Annotated in this window: 24 protein-coding genes; 21 read left to right on the top strand and 3 right to left on the bottom strand. The window is 63.9% G+C overall.

Features of this window, described 5'->3' with window-relative positions:
* The gene (locus VGN93_RS12175; protein WP_327507697.1) at positions 1 to 2589 is read left to right on the top strand and encodes a sensor domain-containing protein; all 2589 of its coding nucleotides are present in this window, start codon (positions 1 to 3) and stop codon (positions 2587 to 2589) included.
* A 59-nt stretch (positions 2590 to 2648) separates the two neighbouring features.
* On the opposite strand, the gene VGN93_RS12170 is transcribed toward VGN93_RS12175, so the two are convergent.
* The gene (locus tag VGN93_RS12170; protein ID WP_319321611.1) at positions 2649 to 2969 is read right to left on the bottom strand and encodes a DUF1476 domain-containing protein; all 321 of its coding nucleotides are present in this window, start codon (positions 2967 to 2969) and stop codon (positions 2649 to 2651) included.
* Between the two features lie 224 nt (positions 2970 to 3193).
* On the opposite strand from VGN93_RS12170, the gene purC reads away from it, so the two are divergent.
* From purC to VGN93_RS12145, 5 genes are read left to right on the top strand one after another with little or no spacing between them, the layout of a single operon-like run.
* The gene (gene purC, locus VGN93_RS12165; protein WP_256115728.1) at positions 3194 to 3958 is read left to right on the top strand and encodes a phosphoribosylaminoimidazolesuccinocarboxamide synthase; all 765 of its coding nucleotides are present in this window, start codon (positions 3194 to 3196) and stop codon (positions 3956 to 3958) included.
* Between the two features lie 44 nt (positions 3959 to 4002).
* Positions 4003 to 4245, top strand: coding sequence for a phosphoribosylformylglycinamidine synthase subunit PurS (gene purS, locus VGN93_RS12160; protein ID WP_256115726.1), 243 nt, complete (start codon positions 4003 to 4005; stop codon positions 4243 to 4245).
* An 18-nt stretch (positions 4246 to 4263) separates the two neighbouring features.
* Entirely contained in the window at positions 4264 to 4524 is a 261-nt protein-coding gene (locus tag VGN93_RS12155; RefSeq protein WP_319321617.1) for a hypothetical protein, read from the top strand.
* Positions 4521 to 5192 carry a phosphoribosylformylglycinamidine synthase subunit PurQ gene (gene purQ / locus VGN93_RS12150; protein ID WP_327507696.1) on the top strand — a complete coding sequence of 224 codons (672 nt, stop codon included), beginning with the start codon at positions 4521 to 4523 and terminating at the stop codon, positions 5190 to 5192. Before VGN93_RS12155 ends, purQ begins: the two co-directional genes overlap by 4 nt.
* Positions 5193 to 5239: 47 nt before the next feature.
* Positions 5240 to 5632: a hypothetical protein gene (locus tag VGN93_RS12145; protein ID WP_319321623.1), complete on the top strand. Its 393-nt coding sequence runs from the start codon at positions 5240 to 5242 to the stop codon at positions 5630 to 5632.
* Positions 5633 to 5642: 10 nt separating this feature from the next.
* On the opposite strand, the gene VGN93_RS12140 is transcribed toward VGN93_RS12145, so the two are convergent.
* Positions 5643 to 5807: a DUF1127 domain-containing protein gene (locus VGN93_RS12140; RefSeq protein ID WP_414714086.1), complete on the bottom strand. Its 165-nt coding sequence runs from the start codon at positions 5805 to 5807 to the stop codon at positions 5643 to 5645.
* Positions 5808 to 5952: 145 nt separating this feature from the next.
* On the opposite strand from VGN93_RS12140, the gene VGN93_RS12135 reads away from it, so the two are divergent.
* From VGN93_RS12135 to VGN93_RS12105, 7 genes are all read left to right on the top strand, one after another.
* Positions 5953 to 7371 (top strand): PLP-dependent aminotransferase family protein, encoded by a 1419-nt coding sequence (locus tag VGN93_RS12135; protein ID WP_327507694.1) that lies wholly within the window; start codon positions 5953 to 5955, stop codon positions 7369 to 7371.
* Positions 7372 to 7475: 104 nt separating this feature from the next.
* Positions 7476 to 9713, top strand: a complete 2238-nt coding sequence (gene purL / locus VGN93_RS12130) for a phosphoribosylformylglycinamidine synthase subunit PurL (protein ID WP_327507693.1) — start codon at positions 7476 to 7478, stop codon at positions 9711 to 9713.
* Between the two features lie 20 nt (positions 9714 to 9733).
* Complete coding sequence (locus VGN93_RS12125) at positions 9734 to 9967, top strand: BolA family transcriptional regulator (RefSeq protein WP_256115719.1); 234 nt, start codon at positions 9734 to 9736, stop codon at positions 9965 to 9967.
* A 6-nt stretch (positions 9968 to 9973) separates the two neighbouring features.
* Positions 9974 to 10240 carry a hypothetical protein gene (locus tag VGN93_RS12120; RefSeq protein WP_327507692.1) on the top strand — a complete coding sequence of 89 codons (267 nt, stop codon included), beginning with the start codon at positions 9974 to 9976 and terminating at the stop codon, positions 10238 to 10240.
* A 43-nt stretch (positions 10241 to 10283) separates the two neighbouring features.
* Positions 10284 to 10727, top strand: coding sequence for a hypothetical protein (locus VGN93_RS12115; protein WP_327507691.1), 444 nt, complete (start codon positions 10284 to 10286; stop codon positions 10725 to 10727).
* 118 nt (positions 10728 to 10845) lie between these two features.
* Complete coding sequence (gene grxD / locus VGN93_RS12110) at positions 10846 to 11178, top strand: Grx4 family monothiol glutaredoxin (RefSeq protein ID WP_319321642.1); 333 nt, start codon at positions 10846 to 10848, stop codon at positions 11176 to 11178.
* A 127-nt stretch (positions 11179 to 11305) separates the two neighbouring features.
* Positions 11306 to 12511 (top strand): multidrug effflux MFS transporter, encoded by a 1206-nt coding sequence (locus VGN93_RS12105; protein ID WP_319321893.1) that lies wholly within the window; start codon positions 11306 to 11308, stop codon positions 12509 to 12511.
* Positions 12512 to 12669: 158 nt separating this feature from the next.
* On the opposite strand, the gene VGN93_RS12100 is transcribed toward VGN93_RS12105, so the two are convergent.
* Complete coding sequence (locus VGN93_RS12100) at positions 12670 to 13884, bottom strand: NADP-dependent isocitrate dehydrogenase (RefSeq protein WP_319321644.1); 1215 nt, start codon at positions 13882 to 13884, stop codon at positions 12670 to 12672.
* 217 nt (positions 13885 to 14101) lie between these two features.
* Between VGN93_RS12100 and VGN93_RS12095 the strand changes: the two genes are divergently transcribed.
* The 8 genes from VGN93_RS12095 to VGN93_RS12060 all read left to right on the top strand — a co-directional run bounded on the left by VGN93_RS12095 (position 14102) and on the right by VGN93_RS12060 (position 21540).
* Complete coding sequence (locus VGN93_RS12095; protein WP_327507690.1) at positions 14102 to 14677, top strand: hypothetical protein; 576 nt, start codon at positions 14102 to 14104, stop codon at positions 14675 to 14677.
* A gap of 67 nt (positions 14678 to 14744) precedes the next feature.
* A complete protein-coding gene (locus VGN93_RS12090) occupies positions 14745 to 15578 on the top strand; it encodes an RNA methyltransferase (protein WP_327507689.1) in 834 nt (277 codons plus the stop codon).
* Positions 15565 to 16356, top strand: a complete 792-nt coding sequence (murI, locus tag VGN93_RS12085) for a glutamate racemase (RefSeq protein ID WP_327507688.1) — start codon at positions 15565 to 15567, stop codon at positions 16354 to 16356. The genes VGN93_RS12090 and murI overlap by 14 nt, the downstream gene beginning before the upstream one ends.
* Before the next feature lie 120 nt (positions 16357 to 16476).
* Positions 16477 to 17988: an ATP-binding protein gene (locus VGN93_RS12080; RefSeq protein WP_327507687.1), complete on the top strand. Its 1512-nt coding sequence runs from the start codon at positions 16477 to 16479 to the stop codon at positions 17986 to 17988.
* A gap of 221 nt (positions 17989 to 18209) precedes the next feature.
* Complete coding sequence (gene rpsD, locus VGN93_RS12075; protein WP_069058975.1) at positions 18210 to 18827, top strand: 30S ribosomal protein S4; 618 nt, start codon at positions 18210 to 18212, stop codon at positions 18825 to 18827.
* Positions 18828 to 18900: 73 nt separating this feature from the next.
* Positions 18901 to 19830: a glutaminase gene (locus VGN93_RS12070; RefSeq protein WP_327507686.1), complete on the top strand. Its 930-nt coding sequence runs from the start codon at positions 18901 to 18903 to the stop codon at positions 19828 to 19830.
* A 31-nt stretch (positions 19831 to 19861) separates the two neighbouring features.
* On the top strand, positions 19862 to 20722 hold the full coding sequence (ttcA, locus tag VGN93_RS12065) for a tRNA 2-thiocytidine(32) synthetase TtcA (RefSeq protein ID WP_327507685.1): 861 nt from the start codon (positions 19862 to 19864) through the stop codon (positions 20720 to 20722).
* Positions 20719 to 21540, top strand: coding sequence for an inositol monophosphatase (locus VGN93_RS12060; RefSeq protein ID WP_327507684.1), 822 nt, complete (start codon positions 20719 to 20721; stop codon positions 21538 to 21540). Before ttcA ends, VGN93_RS12060 begins: the two co-directional genes overlap by 4 nt.
* Positions 21541 to 21542: the final 2 nt, after the last annotated feature.

Genomic DNA, 21542 nt, shown 5'->3' with positions numbered 1-21542 from the left:
ATGGCCAAACCTTTCGGTTCGACCTCCATTGCCGTGCGAGAAGCGGAGCCCGAGCCGTTTTATCGCCGGCTTTTTGCGCGCTCCGGCTTCGGTTTTGCAGCGCTGGATGCCGACGGCCGCATCATCGATGCGAATGCCAGCCTGCTGCGCGCATTCGGCGTCGCGTCCGTCGCCGATCTCCCACCTTTCACGGATTGCGTCTCGCCCAAGGATCGCCCGGCCATCGCCTTGGCCATGCGCCCGCATCTCGCCGAACAAACGCCCTGGGAGGTCCGCCTGCTACGGCCGGATGGCAGCGAATTCTGGGTGCTTGCCTCCTTCATCGAGCCGCCCGCCCTTCCCGGCGAGGCGCTGGGCCCGGCCATGATCGTCCAGACGATCGATGTCGACGAACGCAAGCGCAACGCGCTCGAACTGGCGGAACGGGAAAGCCGCTGGAACCACGCGCTGGAATCCGCCGGCCAGGGCGTCTGGGACCATGATTTCGCGCGTGGCGACCTCTTCTATTCCCGCCAGTGGCGCGCCATCCGCGGCCTGCGGCCGGACGATCCGATCGACACCTCGCTCGACACCTGGATCCAGACCGTGCATCCGGACGACCGGGCGCATGTGCTGGCCGAAATCGCCAGGCAGGAAAGCGGCCAGGCATCCTTCAACGTCTTCAGCTACCGCGAACGGCACAAGGATGGACACTGGATCTGGATCGAGAGCCGTGGCGCGGTGGTCGAATACGGCGCGGACGGCAAGCCGAGCCGTATTGCCGGCACGGACACGGACATCACCGAGCACAAGGAGGCGGAAGAGCGGCTCGCACAGATGTCCCGCCGCCTGGAACTTGCCCTCGATATATCGCGCATCGGCGTTTTCGAGATCAATCTCAAGACGTCCGAGGTGCGCTGGGACGACCGCATGATCGGCATATACGGCCTTGACGCAGACCCGGATTCCGAGACCTGGGAGCGTGCTCTCCATCCTGACGATCGCCTCAAGGCCACGATGACGGTCGCCGACGGCATCTTCCGCGGCCAGGACTTCGTCAACGAATTCCGAATCATCCGCGGCGACGGCGAGATCCGCCATGTGCGCGGGCGCGCCGCCCCCTATCTCGACCTGACCGGCGTGCCCCGCCTCATCGGCGCCAACTGGGACGTCACCGAAGACGTGCGCCTGCAGGAAGAACTGAAGCGCGCCAAGACTCTCGCCGAAGCCCGCAACGACGAGTTGGAAGCGGCCAGGGCGCGCATCGAATATACCGCGCTGCACGACCACCTGACCGGCCTGCCGAACCGCCGCCATCTCGACGCGACCATACAGGCGGCCGCGAAGGAGGCGCAGGAGACCGGCAGCCGGCTCGCGGTGCTGCATATCGACCTCGACCGCTTCAAGGAAATCAACGACACGCTCGGCCATCTTGCCGGCGACCAGATGCTGGTCCATGCCGCAGGATTGCTGAACGCGCTGAAGGGGCCGGACGATTTCGTCGCGCGCATCGGCGGCGACGAGTTCGTATTCCTCTCCACCGGCTCCGGCGGGCGCAACCTCGCGAAGCTTGCCGAGGCGATCGTCGACGCCATGCGCAAGCCGGTGACCTTCAACGGCCATATCTGCCGCTTCGGCGCCAGCGTCGGCATTGCCAGCCTGTCGGGTGCGGCGATCGACGCCAAGCAGCTGCTCGTCAATGCCGACCTCGCGCTCTACCGCGCCAAGAACCGTGGCCGCAGCCGGCACGAATTCTTCACCAGCGATTTCCAGGCGCAGATCAGCATCAACAAGCAGACGGCCGACGAGATCCTCTCCGGCATCGAGCAGCGCCGCTTCCTGCCCTATTACCAGCCGCAGTTCTGCGCCCGCACGCTCGATATCGTCGGGGTCGAAACGCTCGCCCGCTGGGATCATCCGACGCGCGGCATCCTCACGCCCGATACTTTCCTCAAGATCGCCGAGGACCTCGACTGTGTGGCGACGATCGACCGGATCGTGCTGGAAAAGGCGCTTGCCGATTTTGCGCGATGGGAGGCGAACGGCCTCGGCATCGCGAAGATCTCGGCCAATGTCTCGTCGAAGCGCCTGCACGATTCCGAGCTTGCCCATTCACTGCGCACGCTCGACATCCGCCCGAATTCGCTCTCGTTCGAGCTCCTGGAATCGATCTTCCTCGACGATTGCGACCGCACGGTGCTGGAGAACCTCGCCGAGATGCGCAAGCTCGGCATCGATATCGAGATCGATGATTTCGGCACCGGCCACGCCTCGATCGTCAGCCTGATGAAGCTGAGGCCGCGGCGCCTGAAAATCGATCGCCAGCTCATCAAGCCCGTCAGCCGCTCGCCGGGCCAGCGCAAGCTCGTCGCCACCATCGTGGAAATCGGCCGCTCGCTGAATATAGAGGTCGTGGCCGAGGGCGTCGAGACGCCGGCGCATGTCGCCATCATGCGCGATCTCGGCTGCGATATCCTGCAAGGCTATGCGCTCGCCCGCCCCATGCCGGCCGACGCCATACCGGATTTCGTGCAGCGGCAGGAATGGCGCAGCCAGGCCGGCACCGCGCGCGACCTGCAAAACGACGTCCGCCGGGCGATCATTCGGTAGAAACGAAAAAGCCGCCCAGCATTACCGGACGGCTTCAAATGCGTCACTGCACCAACCGATCAGCTGGCTTCGACCTGTGCGATGGCGACGGCGAGAAGCTCGAGCATCTGCACGCGGATTTCGTCTTCGCTGCGGGCAACGCCGGCAGCGTCGAAATCGGCCTTGATCTTGCGCACGACGTCCTCATGGCCGACTTCCTCGAAATCGGCGGCGACGACGTCCCTCGCATAGCTGTCCGCGTCGGCATCCGTCTTGCCGAGCAGGCCGGCAGCCCAGAGGCCGACGAGCTTGTTGCGGCGTGCCTCGGCCCTGAAGCGCAGTTCCTCGTCCAGCGCGAACTTGGCCTCGAAGGCCTTTTCCCGATCCTGCATGTTGGTCATTCATGACTCCCGTAGATTCTTTTTCCCGTAGGGTTCCTCGCCCATAAATCAAAACGACGACAAAAGTGCAACGCGAACTTTCGTGACTTCGGAAGTTCCAGGAAAGGCCGGAAATCGGGGGATCGCATGAGACGCCGATTGTTAATCTGCGGCATTTCGTTTATGGGAGCGCAAACGAACGACACCTGCGCGGCCCCAAGCGCGCCAACAACAGAGAAAAAACCATGAACCGTCGCCGCCGTATCTACGAGGGCAAGGGCAAGATTCTTTATGAAGGCCCCGAGCCAGGCACGCTGATCCAGTTCTTCAAGGACGATGCGACCGCCTTCAACAAGAAGAAACACGATGTCATCGACGGAAAGGGCGTGCTGAACAACCGCATCTCCGAGTTCCTCTTCACGCAGCTCAACAAGATGGGCATCCCGACCCACTTCATCCGCCGCCTCAACATGCGCGAGCAGCTGATCAAGGAAGTCGAGATCATCCCGCTCGAAGTGGTCGTGCGCAACGTCGCCGCCGGCTCGCTCTCCAAGCGCCTCGGCATCGAGGAAGGCACTGTCCTTCCCCGCTCCATCATCGAATTCTACTTCAAGGCCGATGCGCTCGAGGACCCGATGGTCTCCGAAGAGCACATCACCGCCTTCGGCTGGGCGAGCCCCCAGGAACTCGACGACATCATGGCGCTCGCCATCCGCGTCAACGACTTCCTCTCCGGCCTCTTCCTCGGCGTCGGCATCCAGCTCGTCGATTTCAAGATCGAATGCGGCCGCCTCTATGAAGGCGACATGATGCGCATCATCATCGCCGACGAGATTTCGCCGGACAGCTGCCGCCTGTGGGACATCGCGACCCAGGAAAAGATGGACAAGGACCGTTTCCGCCGCGATCTCGGCGGTCTGCTGGAAGCCTATCAGGAAGTCGCCCGGCGCCTGGGCATCATCAACGAGAACGAGCCCGTGCGCGGCACCGGCCCGGTCCTGGTGAAGTAACCCTTCACCGGCCGGCCGAACATATTTGGTTTGAAGAGGAAGACATGATCAAGGCACGCGTAACGGTGACGCTCAAGAACGGTGTTCTGGACCCGCAGGGCAAGGCGATCGAAGGCGCGCTCGGCAGCCTCGGCTTCGAGGGCGTCGGCGCCATCCGCCAAGGCAAGGTTTTCGACCTGGAACTCGCCACCGCCGACCGCGCCAAGGCCGAAGCCGACCTCAAGGCGATGTGCGACAAGCTGCTGGCCAACACGGTAATCGAGAACTATACTATCGCCCTCGCCTGACGGTTGAAAGGGATAGAGATGACGCAGGATGTGACACAGGACTTGCTGCACGAGCTGTTGCGCCGGATGCATACACGTTTCGATAAGATCGACAACGCCATCAGCGACCTGCGCAACGACAACCTCATCATTCGCGGTCAGATTCACAGCCTGCAAGGTGACGTCAACAATATGCGCGGCTCCATTGCACATATAGAACAACGCCTCGACCGTATCGAAAACCGCCTCGAACTGCGTGAACTCGCCGAGGCCCAGGCAAGGTTTGAACCACACCCATGAAGTCCGCCGTCGTCCAACTTCCCGGCCTCAACCGCGACCGCGACATGATCGCGGCGCTGACCAAGATTTCCGGCGTAGCACCGGTCACCGTCTGGCAGACGGAAACGGACCTGCCGGATGTCGACCTGATCGTCATCCCGGGCGGCTTCTCCTATGGCGATTACCTGCGCTGCGGCGCGATTGCCGCCCGCATGCCGGTCATGCAGGCGATCAAGGCGAAGGCGGAAGCCGGCGTGAAGGTTCTGGGCGTGTGCAACGGCTTCCAGATCCTGCTCGAAGCGGGCCTCTTGCCGGGCGCGCTGATGCGCAATGCCTCGCTGAAATTCGTCTGCCGCGAAGTGAAGCTGGAAGTGGCGAATGCCGAGACAGACTTCACCCGCGCCTATGACAAGGGCCAGATCATCCGCTGCCCGGTCGCCCACCACGACGGCAACTTCTTTGCCGATGCCGAGACGCTCGCCGCGATCGAAGGCAATGGCCAGGTGGTGTTCCGCTATGCTGACGGCACCAACCCGAACGGCTCGCTGAACGACATTGCCGGCGTCATCAACGCGAAGGGCAACGTGCTCGGCCTGATGCCGCATCCGGAAAACCTGATCGAAGCTGCGCATGGCGGCTCGGACGGCCGCGGCCTCTTCGCATCGGTGCTCGACGTAATCGCTGCTTAACGCACGCTTGTTATCAAGGGCGCACGTCCATTCCCGAAAGGTTGTTCATGCGCCCTCTTCTCCCCGCCAAGCTTCTCCTGCCGCTCGCCGCTATTGCGGCTCTGGCGGCTTGCCAGACGAAGACCCCGGCGCCAAAGGTCAATGGCGGCGCGCTGCCGACCATGGAGCGCGTGGCGCTCGCCGCAAACAGCTGCTGGTTCAAGTCGGGCGACCCGGCCTTCAAGGCCTATCGCCTCGCGCCGGAACTGAACTCCTTCTCCGGCCGCCCGCGCATCCTCGTCGTGCACCGCAATTCGCCGGAATCCCGTCCGCTGCTGGTCGTCCAGGCGGAAGGCAACCCGGCAAAGCTCGATGCCTTCGGCCCGATGATGGGCGAAGCCGTCGGTGCGCGCATCGCGACCGATGTCAACCGCTGGGCCGGCGGCGGCAAGGGCTGCTGAGCACCAAAGCTCAATCCCAGTAGAACGATTTGCCGACCTCGCGGTGCGCCTCGGTGCGGGTGATGCCGATATCCAGCAGCTCGTCATCGGTGAGGTTCAGCAAGGCAAGACGCGTGCGCCGCTTGATGAAGTGGGCACGCAAGGCCAGCCAGCCGCGGTATGCGATTGTCCGCAAGGACCTTCGAGGCCTGAGGGTCGCTTCGGCAAATATTGTATCAATTGTCATCGTCAATTCTCCTGAGAAGCCGCTTCAATAGTGGCAATCGATACATTCAAGAGATAATTGACTCTGTCGGCGGCGCAATATAAGAATTGCCACCATGACAAATTGGCTCCCCGATCTCCAGGCCTCCGACGGGCCGCTCTATGTCCGTATTGCCGACCAGATCGAGCAGGCGATCAATACCGGTTCGCTCGCCTCCGGCAGCAAGCTGCCACCGCAGCGCAACCTCGCTTATGATATCGGCGTCACCATCGGCACTGTGAGCCGCGCCTACAGCATGGTGCGCGAGCGGGGCCTCGTCAGCGGCGAAGTCGGGCGCGGCACCTATGTGCTCGGGACATCGGAGCACAATCCCTCCCCTGCCGTCGATCCGGTCAGCGCGAGGCTCGCCGGCACGCGCGCGGCCAACGCCCCACCCGGCAAACTGCGCTTCGACACGACCGCGGCGACCGATATCGGGCAATCCGCCGCCGTCACCGATATTCTGGCGGCGATCTGCCGGGAGCAGCCGAACGAGATTGCGAGCTACACGCGCAACTTCCCGCGCCACTGGCTGGAGGCCGGCCAGCGCTGGCTCGGCAGCGGCAGCTGGCAGCCCGGCATCGACAGCATCGTGCCGACGCTCGGCGCGCATGCGGGCATCATCGCGGCCGTCTCCGTCATCACCGCGCCCGGCGACCGCATCGTCTTCGAGCACCTCACCTATTCCCAGGTCAGCCGCGGCACCGCCCTCCTCGGCCGCCAGACGGCGCTCGTCGAATCGGATGCCTACGGTGTGATCCCGGACGATTTCGAGCGGGTCTGCGTGCAGCAGCACCCGAAGCTCGCCTTCCTGATGAGCGCCGCGCAGAACCCGACGCTCGCCACCATGCCGGAGGACCGCCGCCGCGCCATCGCGGCGATCGCCAAGCGGCACAATGTCTGGCTGATCGAGGACAATCTCTACGGCGCCACCGTGGACAACGGCATTCCGCTGCTGGCAGAAATCGCACCGGACCGGACCTTCCTCGTCGGCGGCCTGTCGAAAAGCGTGGCTGCCGGTGTGCGCGGCGGCTGGATCGCCTGCCCGCCGCATCTGGCGCAGCGCGTGCGCATCGCCCACAAGATGGTGAGCGGTGGCCTGCCCTTCCTGCTGGCCGAAGTCGCCGCCCGCCTCGTGCTTTCAGGCACGGCCGATGCCATCCGCAGCGCCGTCTCCGATGAGGTGCAGGCGCGCGAGGCGACCGCGCGGGAGATTTTCGCCGGGCTGGACTTCGCGTCCCATCCGCGCGTGCCGTTCCTCTGGCTGAAGCTGCCCGATCCCTGGCTGTCCGGCACGTTCCGCCAGGCCGCGTTCGCCGAGGATATCCTCATCGACGACGAGGACGAGTTCAAGGCCGGCCGCTCGGAGAAGACGTTTCACCGCGTCCGCATCGGCTTCTCCCCGCCGGAAAACCGTGAGGATGTCGTGTCCGGCCTGACACGCCTTCGCCGCCTGCTCGTCCATGGCCCGACCGGTTACGACAGCCTCGCCTGACGGCCTCGTTCGGCTGTGATTGCAGGTCATTTTCCTGTCGCACTGCAAAGCAGCATGAGGTAAAGAGACCGCAAAGCTGCCCTCCACCGACAAGACGAGCGACGATGACCATTTCGAACACCCGCCCGATCACCCCGGAGCTGATTGCCGCCCACGGGCTGAAGCCGGATGAATATGACCGCATCCTCTCGCTGATCGGCCGCGAACCGACCTTCACCGAACTCGGCATCTTCTCCGCCATGTGGAACGAGCACTGCTCGTACAAGTCCTCCAAGCGCTGGCTACGTACGCTGCCGACCAAGGGTCCGCGCGTCATCCAGGGCCCGGGCGAAAATGCCGGCGTGGTCGATATCGACGACGGCGACTGCGTGGTTTTCAAGATGGAGAGCCACAACCACCCCTCCTATATCGAGCCCTACCAGGGTGCTGCGACCGGCGTCGGCGGCATCCTGCGCGACGTCTTCACCATGGGCGCGCGCCCGGTCGCAGCGATGAATGCGCTGCGCTTCGGCGCCCCGGACCATCCGAAGACCCGCCACCTCGTGTCCGGCGTCGTCGCCGGTGTGGGCGGCTACGGCAATTCCTTCGGCGTGCCGACGGTCGGCGGCGAAGTCGAGTTCGACGAGCGCTACAACGGCAATATCCTCGTCAACGCCTTTGCGGCGGGCCTTGCCAAGTCCAACGCGATCTTCCTGTCGGAAGCCAAGGGCGTCGGCCTGCCCGTCGTCTATCTCGGCGCCAAGACCGGCCGTGACGGCGTCGGCGGCGCCACCATGGCATCGGCCGAGTTCGATGAATCGATCGAAGAGAAGCGCCCGACCGTGCAGGTCGGCGACCCCTTCACCGAAAAGTGCCTTTTGGAAGCCTGCCTCGAACTGATGCAGACCGGCGCCGTCATCGCCATCCAGGACATGGGTGCTGCCGGCCTCACCTGCTCGGCCGTCGAAATGGGCGCCAAGGGCGACCTCGGCATCGAGCTTAACCTCGATCTCGTGCCGGTGCGCGAAGAGCAGATGACCGCTTACGAGATGATGCTGTCGGAAAGCCAGGAGCGCATGCTCATGGTTCTGGAGCCCGCCAAGGAAGAGGTCGCCAAGGCGATCTTCGTCAAGTGGGGCCTCGACTTCGCCATCGTCGGCTACACGACGGACGATCTGCGCTTCCGCATCCTGCACCAGGGCGAGGAAGTCGCGAACCTGCCGATCAAGGACCTGGGCGACCAGGCGCCGGAATACGACCGCCCGTGGCGCGAGCCCGGCAAGCCCTCGCCGCTGCCGGCCAATCTGGTGGCCGAGCCGACCGACTACAACGAAGCCGTTCTGACGCTCGTCGGTTCGCCGAACCAGTCGAGCCGGCGCTGGGTCTACGAGCAGTATGACACGCTGATCCAGGGCAATTCCTTGCAGATCCCCGGCGGCGATGCCGGCGTCGTGCGCGTCGAAGGCCATGCCACCAAGGCGCTCGCCTTCTCCTCCGACGTGACGCCGCGTTATGTCGAGGCCGATCCCTTCGAAGGCGGCAAGCAGGCCGTCGCCGAGTGCTGGCGCAACATCACGGCAACCGGCGCCGAGCCCCTTGCCTCGACGGACAACCTGAACTTCGGCAACCCGGAAAAGCCGGAAATCATGGGCCAGCTCGTCAAGGCCATCCAGGGCATCGGCGAAGCCTGCCGCGCGCTCGATTTCCCGATCGTCTCCGGCAACGTCTCGCTCTACAACGAGACGAACGGCATCGCGATCCTGCCGACCCCCACCATTGCCGGCGTCGGCCTGCTGCCGGACTGGTCCACCATGGCCAAGATCGGCGGCGCGAAGGACGGCGACCAGCTGATCCTCATCGGCGTCGACGGCAGCCATCTCGGCCAGTCCGTCTATCTGCGCGACGTGCTCGGCATCGTCGACGGCCCGGCACCGGACGTCGACCTGCACGCCGAACGCCGCAACGGCGATTTCGTACGCTCGGCCATCCGCAACGGCCAGGTCACCGCCTGCCACGACATTTCCTCGGGCGGCCTCGTGGTCGCACTTGCCGAAATGGCGATGTCCTCCGGCAGGGGCGCCACGATCGATCTTTCGGGTTCGAACGGCCCGGCGCATGCGCTTCTTTTCGGCGAAGACCAGGCGCGCTACGTGATCGCCGTCCCGGCCGATCTCGCCAACTTCCTCAGCGCCAATGCCGAGGGTGCGGGCGTGCCGTTCCGCCGTCTCGGCACGGTCGGCGGCGAAGCGCTCATCGTGGAAGGCCGCCTGTCGCTCACCATTGAGCAATTGCGCAACACCCATGAATCGTGGTTCCCTGACTTCATGGATGGCAACGGCAACGCCGCTGCCGCCGCGGAATAATTGTTAAGGGAGCAGTCCACATGCCTATGTCACCCGGCGATATCGAAGACATGATCAAGTCCGGCATTCCCGGCGCGAAGGTTGTCATCCGCGATCTGGCCGGCGATGGCGACCACTATGCGGCCGAGGTCGTCGCGGAAGCGTTTCGCGGCAAGACCCGCGTGCAGCAGCACCAGATGGTCTATGACGCCCTGAAGGGCAATATGGGCGGGGTGCTGCACGCGCTCGCCCTCCAGACCTCCATTCCGGAGTAATCCGCCATGGCCGGTCTCCTCGATGAACTCGTCTCCGGTGTCGTCGATGCAGCCCTCAAGGAGGTGCTGAAGAAGACCGGCGTGCGCAAGACAACAGCCAAGCGCACGAAACGCAAGACGACGACGCGCAAGAAGGCCGCCTCCGGCGGACTTCTTGGCGACATCCTCGAATCCGTGCTGAAGCCGGCGGCGAAGAAGCCGGCCCGGCGCCCGCGCAAGCAGGTGAGCCGCCGCCGCACCGCTGCCAGCCGCTCGCGCCAGCGCGCCCGCTGACGGCGGGCCTGCGGCTGTGTCTTAAAGATAACGGGCGTTAGACGTGACAGAAGCGACGACGTCCGTATCGAGCGCCAACACACAACCCGGTTTCCTTCGTGTCATCAGCGGCTATCTTGTTGCCGTTTTGATTGCGTCGGTCGTTGTGATTGCCATGGTGGGACTGCCGACGGGAAATGAGCGGTTCCTTTTTCAGTTGTTCATGATGTTTATCATGGGATCCGCTTACACATTTGTCTGCGCTCTTCCCGGATTTGTCGCCACGGTGCTGATTGCTCGCGCATTCGATTTGCGGAGTTGGCTCTTTTTCATTCTTGCAGGCGGCCTCGATGGCATGGTGTCCGTGCTGTTGGTCGATCACTTCTTGCTGGCAGTCTCCGGTGTATCACCGGGCAGCAGCTTGAACTTCTTTGCGGTCGTCGGCGGGCTGTCTGGCGGCTTGGCATATCGGCTGATTGCGTATCGTCTTCGCCACACTTGGGCATGAAGCACACGTCCTCGCGTTTTTTCTGAGGGCCTTCTGGCAATTGTCATCCGAGATTGTTATCTAGGGCGGACGGTTCATCGCATCGGCCCTTGAAGCCGATTTGCCAAGGAAGACTGCAATGAGCATCCACGATTTCATCGCAAACGAAGTAAAGAACAACGACGTCGTCATCTTCATGAAGGGCACGCCGGAATTCCCGCAGTGTGGGTTCTCCGGTCAGGTCGTGCAGATCCTCGACTATGTGGGTGTGGACTACAAGGGCATCAACGTGCTCGCCGACGCCGACATCCGCCAGGGCATCAAGGACTATTCCAACTGGCCGACCATCCCGCAGCTTTATGTGAAGGGTGAATTCGTCGGCGGTTGCGACATCGTTCGCGAGATGTTCCAGTCGGGCGAATTGCAGTCCCATCTTCAGGAACAGGGTATCTCGATCAAGGGCGCTGCCTGACGCTTCACGGTCCTTCCGGCCGGCCAAGCTATTAAAGGCGCCGCATTCCCCGCGGCGCCTTCTCTCTTTTATGGAATAAATTCGTATGTCCGGACTTTCCCCCGAATCGGCCCAGCGCCTCAAAGGCATGGGCAAGATAGAATTCATTGCGCTCATGGCGCTGCTGATGGCGCTCAATGCACTCGCCATCGACATCATGCTGCCCGGCCTGCAGGAGATCGGCGCCAGCCTCGGCGTCGAGAACGAGAACCACCGGCAATATGTCATCTCCGCCTACCTGATCGGCTTCGCCTTCGCGCAGCTTGCCTATGGCCCGATCTCCGACCGGTTCGGCCGGCGCATTCCCATGTTCTTCGGCCTTGCGATCTACATCGTCTCGTCGCTTGCCGCGATCCTGGTGCCGAGTTTTGCGGCCCTGCTGGCGCTGCGCTTCATCCAGGGCATCGGCTCGGCCGCCATGCGCGTCATCACAATCTCGATCGTCCGCGACATTTTCGGCGGCCGCGCGATGGCGGAGGTCATGTCGCTCATCATGATGGTCTTCATGGTCGTGCCGGTGCTGGCGCCGGGCACCGGCCAGGTCGTCATGCTGTTCGGCGACTGGCACCTGATCTTCGTCTTCATGGCGGTCATGGCTGCCGCCGTCTGGGCGTGGATGTATTTCCGCCTGCCGGAAACGCTGCATGCCGATGACGTGCGCCCCTTCACCGTGAGCTCGGTCCTGCAAGGCTTTCGCATCGTCCTGACCAACCGCGTGGCGCTCTGCTACACGCTGGCGAGCACCTTCATCTTCGGGGCGCTCTTCGGCTTCATCAACTCCGCGCAGCAGATCTATGTCGGCATCTACGGCCTCGGCGTCTGGTTCCCGGTCGCCTTTGCCGGCGTCGCCGCCTTCATGGCGCTGTCGTCCTTCGTCAATGCGCGGCTCGTCGGCCGGTTCGGCATGCGCCGGCTGTCGCATGGCGCGCTCATCGGCTTCCTTGCCGTCAACACGCTTTGGCTTGGCCTGACGCTCGTCTGGCCGACGCATGTGCCCTTCGCGATCTTCATCGTGCTGTTCGCGCTCGCCATGTTCCAGTTCGGCTGGATCGGCTCGAACTTCAACTCGCTGGCCATGGAGCCGCTCGGCCACGTCGCCGGCACGGCTTCCTCCGTTCTCGGCTTCATGGGAACGGCCGGCGGCGCCTTGATCGGCGCAATCATCGGCCAGGCCTTCAACGGCACCGCCCTGCCGCTCGTCATGGGCTTCTTCATACTGTCGGTCATCGGCCTGATCTTCGTGCTGATCGCCGAACACGGCAAGCTGTTCCAGCCGCATAACAAGGCGGTTTGAAGCCCGCTCCATACCTCTCCGTCGTCGTGGTCGGGCTTGACCCGAGGATGGCGGAGGAGAGGTTTGGAGACAAAGTCATGACCTCCACCAAAGGTGGAGGTTTATTTATTTCATAAAAAAGCCCGGCGCGAGGCCGGGCTTTCGGGAGATCGTTTGGCTCAGGCCGCCATGGCCTTGCGGAGGTTTTCGTCGATCTTGTCGAGGAAGCCGGTGGTGGAAAGCCAGGGCTGGTCGGGGCCGATGAGAAGGGCCAGGTCCTTCGTCATGAAGCCGGATTCGACCGTGTCGACGCAGACCTTTTCCAGAGTGTCGGCGAAGCGTGCGAGCTCGGCATTGTTGTCCAGCTTGGCGCGGTGCGCGAGGCCGCGCGTCCAGGCGAAGATCGAGGCGATCGAGTTGGTCGAGGTCTCCTCGCCCTTCTGGTGCTGGCGATAGTGGCGCGTCACCGTGCCGTGCGCAGCTTCGGCTTCCACCGTCTGGCCGTCCGGCGTCATCAGCACCGAGGTCATCAGGCCGAGCGAGCCAAAACCCTGCGCCACGATGTCCGACTGCACGTCGCCGTCATAGTTCTTGCAGGCCCAGACATAGCCGCCGGACCATTTCAGCGCCGAGGCAACCATGTCGTCGATCAGGCGGTGTTCGTACCAGATCTTCGCTTCCTTGAATTTTTCGGCGAATTCCTTGTCGAAGACCTCCTGGAAGATGTCCTTGAAGCGGCCGTCATAGACTTTCAGGATGGTGTTCTTGGTCGAGAGATAGACCGGCACCTTGCGCTGCAAACCGTAGTTCAGCGAGGCGCGGGCGAATTCGGTGATCGAATCGTCGAGGTTGTACATGCCCATGGCGACACCGGCGGACGGGGCATCGAACACGTCATATTCGATTTCCTTGCCGTCCTCGCCGACGAACTTCATCGTCAGCTTGCCCTTGCCGGGGAACTTGAAATCGGTGGCGCGGTACTGGTCGCCGAAGGCGTGGCGGCCGACGATGATCGGCTTGGTCCAGCCGGGCACGAGGCGCGGCACGTTCTTGCAGATGATCGGCTCCCGGAAGATCACGCCGCCGAGGATGTTGCGGATCGTGCCGTTCGGCGACTTCCACATCTTCTTCAGCTTGAATTCCTCGACGCGGGCTTCGTCCGGGGTGATCGTCGCGCACTTGACGCCGACGCCGTGCTTCTTGATGGCGTTGGCCGCATCGATCGTCACCTGGTCGTCGGTGGCGTCGCGGTTTTCCATGCCGAGATCGTAATACTCGAGGTCGACGTCCAGGTAGGGATGGATCAGCTTGTCCTTGATGAACTGCCAGATGATGCGCGTCATCTCGTCGCCGTCGAGCTCGACGACGGGGTTGGCGACCTTGATCTTTGCCATGGAGAGCCTCGTGTTTTGTAGGGGCTTCGTGCCCCGGATCGTGGACTTGAAAGAACCGATTGGCCCTATAGCATCCAAGGCCGGCAAGGCAAAGCCAACGATCGGATGAGGCGGTTTATTTTCGCCGGCGAACGGAATAAGTTTCGCCAAAATTCCGTTCCAGGAACGTTCGCTCACGGCGCCCATCCGGGCCTGCCGTCACCCAATGGAGAATGTCATGTCGCGTTTCGGTCTCGTTGCGCTCGTCCTTCTGCTTCCCGTTTCCGCTGAGGCGGCCGACTATAAGGCGCCGGTCTCGGAAATCATGTCCGCGGCGACCACCAACTGGCAGGATATGGGCACCGACAGCGACACCCCGCCGCCCTATACCGATTATTTCTCCGAGGATTTTCTGACGCGGCTCTACAGCAAGGATTTCGTCGCCAGGTACAAGGAAGCCGCGAAGTACCCCGCCTATGACGACGGCGGCTCGCCCTTCGATTACGACCCGATCATCGGCGGCCAGGACGGCTGCGCGCTGAAGGACATCACCGTGACGGAAGGCCAGCCCGCGGATGGCGCGGAAGACGTGACGGTGACCTTCGACAACAGCCATTGTTTTGGCGAGCGCGCCGCCGACTGGGAGCCGGAAAAGCTCGTCTTCAAGGTCATCGACGAGGACGGCCGCGCGGTCGTCGACGATATCGAGCGTCCGAGCTTCGAGGAGGCCGCGTCGCTGAAGAAGGAGTTGCAGGAGATTGCCCAGGAGGGCGCCAATGGCGGGAGCGGCACGGCAGAGGAAAACCCGGAATAGGCGGCTGCCGCTTTTCATTTTCAGGCATTTGTGCCAGTGAGACCCGACTTTTTAGGGAAACATGGGCATGGCAGGCACGAACAGCGAACGCACGATGATCGCCGAAGGACCGGCGATCATCCTCGTTCATCCGCAACTGGGCGAAAATATCGGCATGGTGGCGCGCGCCATGGCGAATTTCGGCCTTGCCGAATTGCGCCTGGTCAACCCGCGTGACGGCTGGCCGAGCGAGAAGGCGATCTCCGCCGCCAGCAAGGCCGACCATGTCATCGAGGCGGCCAAGGTCTATCCCTCGCTGGAGGCGGCCGTCGCCGATCTCGAATTCGTCTATGCGACGACCGCGCGCGACCGCTACGGCTACAAGGAAGTCCGCTCGCCGGTCGTTGCCGCCGATGACCTGCGCGTACGTTTCCGGGCGGGCGAAAAGACCGGCATTCTCTTCGGCCGCGAACGCACCGGCCTCACCAACGAGGAAATCGCGCTTGCCGACGAACTGGTGACCTTCCCGGTCAACCCCGCCTTCGCCTCGCTCAATCTCGCGCAGGCCGTGCTCCTGATGAGCTACGAGTGGATGAAGAGCGGCCTTGCCTCCGTCGAGGACACGCCGTTCGACGCGCTGCCGCAGCGCCCGGCCAAGAAGGAAGAGTTGCAGGGCCTGTTCGACCATGTCGAGGAGACGCTTGACGCGCGCGGTTATTTCCGGCCTGCCGAAAAAAAGCCCAAACTGGTGGAGAACCTGCGCGCCATCCTGACGCGTCCCTCCTTTACCGGCACGGAGATCCAGGTGCTGCGCGGCATCATCTCCTGCCTCGATCGTTTCACCCCGGAATCGCCGCGCGGCGCGGTGAACCCGAACCGTACGCGCAACCGCCGGCCCAAGGTGCCAAGTGACGACGAATAGCGCAAAACCCATCCTCGTTTTCGACAGCGGCATCGGCGGCCTCACCGTGCTGCGCGAGGCCCGCGTGCTGATGCCGGAGCGGCATTTCATCTATGTCGCGGACGATGCCGGCTTTCCATACGGTCCCTGGGAGGAGCCGGCGCTGAAGGCGCATGTCATCTTGCTCTTCGGCAAGCTGCTCGCCGAGCACGACCCGGAAATCTGCGTCATCGCCTGCAACACCGCCTTCACGCTGGTGGGGGCGGATCTGCGCGCCGCCTTTCCCGCCATGCCCTTCGTCGGAACGGTGCCCGCCATCAAGCCGGCCGCCGAGCGCACACGCTCCGGCCTCGTCTCGGTGCTCGCCACGCCCGGCACGGTCAAGCGCGCCTATACGCGCGACCTCATCCAGTCCTTCGCCAGCCAATGCGACGTGCGCCTCGTCGGCTCGGAACGGCTTGCGCCCATGGCAGAGGCCTATATCCGCGGCGAAACGCTCGCCAACGACGCGGTGCGCGCCGAGATCGCGCAATGTTTCATCGAACAGGACGGGCGCAAGACGGATATCGTCGTGCTGGCCTGCACGCATTATCCCTTCATGGCGAACCTCTTCCGCAAGCTCGCCCCGTGGCCGGTCGACTGGCTCGACCCGGCAGAAGCCATCGCCCGGCAGGCCCGCCGGCTCGTGCCGCCGCTCGAAACGCTGGCACCGGGCGAGGACATCGCCGTCTTCACCTCCGGCAACCCCGATTTCTCCACCCGCCGGCTGATGCAGGGTTTCGGGCTGCGCGTCGTCTGACGCGGCTTTCCTTGTGGGTTTTTCGAACGCCGGGCGTCGCGGGCGCGGATTTCGTGCTAGGGCTCCCCGGTTGCCCGGTGGCGGCCGGGCGAATCGATCATTTGAAAAGACGAGGATAGCATGAAGGTCGGCATCGACATGGGAACGGTGCAGGGCGGCGCACCGGCCAGGCTCGATATCGAGGAACTGCTGGCGACGCGCCTGCTGGTGCAGGGCAATTCGGGCTCCGGCAAGTCGCATCTGCTGCGACGCCTGCTCGAACAATCCGCGCAATGGGTGCAGCAGGTCATCATCGATCCGGAAGGCGATTTCGTCACGCTGTCGGACCGATTCGGCCACGTCGTCGTCGACGGCGAGCGTACGGAAGCCGAGCTCGTCGGCATCGCAACCCGCATCCGCCAGCACCGCGTCTCCTGCGTGCTCTCGCTCGAAGGGCTTGAGGCCGACGAGCAGATGCGCGCCGCCGGCATCTTCCTCAATGCGCTCTTCGATGCGGACCGCGACTTCTGGTATCCGGTGCTCGTCGTCGTCGACGAGGCGCAACTCTTTGCACCGGCCGTCAGCGGCGAAGTCTCCGAGGAAGCGCGAAAACTCTCGCTCGGCGCCATGACCAACCTGATGTGCCGCGGCCGAAAACGCGGCCTTGCCGGCGTCATCGCCACGCAGCGCCTCGCCAAGCTCGCCAAGAACGTGGCGGCGGAAGCCTCCAACTTCCTGATGGGCCGCACCTTCCTCGATATCGACATGGCGCGCGCCGCCGACCTGCTCGGCCTCGACCGAAGGCAGGCGGAAATGTTCCGCGATTTGCCGCGCGGCTCCTTCGTGGCGCTCGGGCCGGCGCTGTCGCGCCGCCCGCTGCCGGTGGAGATCGGCGCCGTGGAAACGTCGGCGCGCTCGACCAGCCCCAAGCTGATGCCGCTGCCGGATGCACCGCAGGATGTCGAAGACCTAATCTTCACGCCCGACCCGGAAGAGTTTTCACGCCCGCTGGTGCGCCGCGCGCCGCCGGCGCCACGGCCGACGACGGACATCCTCGCCGAATTGTCCCGCGCCCGGCCGGAGCCGGTGGCGGAACCGGCGAAGGCGGCGGCGCCCGAAATCTCCGCCGAGGAGCGCGAAGACCTGCTCGACCGCACGCTCGCCGAAATCCTCGGCCATCCCGATGCGGCGTTTCGGGCCGATGCCGAACTGTTCCAGGATTTCCTCGTGCGCTGCCGCATCCGCCGCGTGCCCGGCGCGCCGCTCTCGCTGCCCGCCTTCCGTCGCAAGATGGCGGTCGCGCGCTCCGGCGTCGATGCCGAGACGGCGGGAACGGAGATCTGGGCGAAGGCGCTCGATCTGTCGCGCAGCGTCACCGAGGACCTGCAGGGCGTCTTCCTGCTCGTCGCGCAAGCCGCCGTTCGCGGCCTTGCCTGCCCGTCGGACGCGATGATCGCGCGCGCCTACGGCACCCATTCCGCCCGCCGTGCACGGCGTTTGCTCGGCTATTTCGAGGAACAGGGGCTGGTCGTGGTGCACAGCGACCTCGCCGGCCACCGCATCGTCGCCTTCCCGGATCTCGGCTGCGAGACGAAGCCGGGTGACGCCAACGGGCCGGACCTGACGGATTCCCACCGTGATGCGGCGGAATAGTCGGATTTCTCGGCTTCCGCGCGTTGACAAAATTGTGAAACCCGCCTAATGACCCGCCAACGCCGGGCAGCAATGTCCGGTGTTTCATTTGACATGTCCCGTGGATTCTCCGGTCGCGATCGTGAGAAGCCTGTCGGAGCCTCGAAAAGGTTCAGAGGAGGGCGTGTTTCCTTCAGCCGGTCCGGCAACGGGCAGGCGATAACAAGACTAAAGGAAATGCGATGAGCAAGCGCGCTGCATCCAAGTACAAAATCGACCGCCGCATGGGCGAAAACATCTGGGGCCGTCCGAAGTCCCCGGTCAACCGCCGCGAATACGGCCCGGGCCAGCACGGCCAGCGCCGCAAGTCCAAGCTTTCGGACTTCGGTGTTCAGCTCCGCGCCAAGCAGAAGCTGAAGGGCTACTATGGCGATATCCGCGAGAAGCAGTTCCGCGCGATCTTCGCTGAAGCCGAACGCCGCAAGGGCGACACCCCGGAAAACCTGATCGGCCTGCTCGAATCGCGCCTCGACGCGATCGTCTACCGCGCCAAGTTCGTTCCGACGGTCTTCGCTGCCCGTCAGTTCGTCAACCACGGCCACGTCAAGGTCAACGGCGTCCGCGTCAACATCGGTTCCTACCGCTGCAAGCCGGGCGACGTCATCGAAGTCAAGGAAAAGTCCAAGCAGCTCGTCACGGTTCTGGAATCCGTCGGCCTCGCTGAACGCGACGTTCCGGACTATATCGAAGTCGATCACAACAAGATGGTCGCCACCTTCGTCCGCATTCCGGTTCTCTCCGACGTGCCCTACGCCGTCGTCATGGAACCGCACCTGGTCGTCGAATTCTACTCGCGTTAATCGCGCTCGACACCTTGCGCAAATCGGAAAAGCCGCCAAGAGATTGGCGGCTTTTTCTTTGGGGGAAATCAGATTGACGGATTTGCAGGCTATCGTCGACGAGATCCATGCGACGCTCTCGCCACGGCGCGGCGAAGGACGGGTGGCGAACTACATCCCGCAGCTTGCGCATGTCGATCCGCAGAAGTTCGGCATTGCGGTGGCGACGGTCGATGGCACGACCTATCTCGCGGGTGACGCGCAAGAAGCCTTCTCGATCCAGAGCATTTCCAAGGTTTTCACCCTGACGCTGGCGCTCGGCAAACATGGCGAGGCGATCTGGAAGCGGGTCGGGCGCGAGCCATCGGGATCCGCCTTCAACTCCATCGTCCAGCTGGAGCACGAGGGCGGCATCCCGCGCAATCCCTTCATCAATGCCGGCGCGATCGCCATCACGGACCTCGTTCTGGCCGGCCATACGCCGAAGGAGGCGATCGGCGAGATCGTGCGCTTCCTGCGCTACCTCGCGGATGAGGACGACATCATCATCGACCAGGCCGTAGCGCGGTCCGAGCAGGCGACGGGTTTCCGCAATTTCGCGCTCGCCAATTTCATGCGCTCCTTCGGCAAGCTGGACCACGCGGCCGAACTGGTGCTCGGGGTCTATTTCCACCAATGCGCGCTGGCGATGAGCTGCCGGCAGCTCGCCAAGGCGGGGCTGTTCCTCGCCAATAGCGGCACCAATCCGCTGACCGGACACCGGGTCGTCTCGCATATGCGGGCGCGGCGCATCAACGCGCTGATGCTGACCTGCGGCCACTATGACGGTTCGGGCGATTTCGCCTATCGCGTCGGCCTGCCGGGCAAGAGCGGCGTCGGCGGCGGCATTCTCGCCGTGGCACCGGGCAAGGCGTCCGTTGCGGTCTGGTCGCCCGGGCTCAACGACAACGGCAACTCGTTGCTCGGCTCGCTGGCGCTGGAAATGCTGGCGGCGCGGACGGGCTGGTCGGTCTTCGGGGCTTGATTGTGCGGCGCGTTCGGGGCATTGCAAACCCATGACCCTCGCATTTGCAGACACGGAAGACGACACAGCGGATGACGGCCGTCATCCGCTCTTTGCGGATGCGCCCAGGAGCGTTTCCTTCAACAAGCTGCGCAAGCGCCTGCTGCGGCAGGTGCGCCAGGCGATGGACGACTTTTCCATGCTGAAGGGCCAGAAGCGCTGGCTCGTCGGCGTCTCCGGCGGCAAGGACAGTTATGGCCTGCTGGCCCTGCTGATGGACCTGCAATGGCGCGGCCTGCTGCCGGTGGAGCTCATCGCCTGCAATCTCGACCAGGGCCAGCCGAATTTTCCAAAACACATCCTGCCGGAATACCTGTCCTCGATCGGCATCAAGCACCGTATCGAATACCGCGACACCTATTCCATCGTGAAGGAGAAGGTGCCGGCCGGTGCGACCTATTGTTCGCTCTGCTCAAGGCTCCGGCGTGGCAACCTCTATCGTATCGCCCGCGAAGAGGGCTGCGACGCGCTGGTGCTCGGCCATCACCGGGAAGACATTCTCGAAACCTTCTTCATGAACTTCTTCCATGGCGGCCGGCTCGCCGCCATGCCGCCGAAGCTTCTGAACGACGAGGGCGACCTGATGGTGCTGCGCCCGCTCGCCTATGCGGCGGAGGAGGATCTCGCGAAATTCGCGGCCGCCATGCAGTTCCCGATCATTCCCTGCGATCTCTGCGGCTCGCAGGACGGCCTCCAGCGCAATGCGATGAAGGCGATGCTGGCCGATATCGAGACGCGCATGCCTGGCCGCAAGGACGCCATGCTGCGGGCGCTTGGCCATACCAACCCGTCCCATCTTCTCGACCCGAAACTTTTCGATTTCTCCTCCCTCGAAACGGTAAGACACGAATGACGACGATCGACATCAATGCCCTGGCGCTGGTGCTTGCACAGGCGGCCGAGGCCGAAATCCGCCCGCGCTTTCGCGCCCTTGCCAAGAGCGACATCCGCACCAAGGCGGATGCCAACGACCTGGTGACGGAGGCCGACGAAGCGGCCGAACGCTTCATCAAGAAGGAAGTGGCGGCGCAGTTCCCGGGCGTGCTCTTCGTCGGTGAAGAATCGGTCGCGGCCGATCCGGCGCTGCTGTCGAAGCTTGGCCGTGCCGAGACCGCCATCGTCGTCGATCCGATCGACGGCACCTTCAACTTCGCCTCCGGCGTGCCGCTCTTCGGCGTCATGGCGGCCATCGTCTCCGGCGGCGAGACCGTCGGCGGCATCATCTACGACCCGATGGGCGATGATTTCGTGATGGCGGAAAAGGGCGGCGGCGCCTGGCAGACCGGCGATCACCGCCCGGCCGTCAAGCTGAAGACGCGCGGGGCGGCTCCGCTCGAAGCGATGACCGGCATGGCCTCCACCAGCTTCCTCGATCGCGCGCGGCGCGCCCGCATCCTGTCGAACCTTGCCAAGGTCGCCTTCGTTTCGAACTATCGCTGCGCGGCGCACGAATACCGCACCTTCGCCGGCGGCCACCTGCATTACCTCATGTACAACAAGCTGATGCCCTGGGATCACCTGGCCGGCACGCTGATCGCCCAGGAAGCCGGCGCCTACGCCGCCCGCTTCGACGGCTCGCCCTACCTGCCGCACCATATCGAAGGCGGCCTGCTGGTGGCGCCGGACAAGGACAGCTGGGAAATGCTGCGCCGCGAGGTCTTTGTCGACTGAAA

This window comes from Shinella sp. (assembly GCF_035998705.1).
In the GTDB taxonomy this organism is placed as follows: domain Bacteria; phylum Pseudomonadota; class Alphaproteobacteria; order Rhizobiales; family Rhizobiaceae; genus Shinella.
This window is presented reverse-complemented; position numbering and strand designations above follow the sequence as displayed.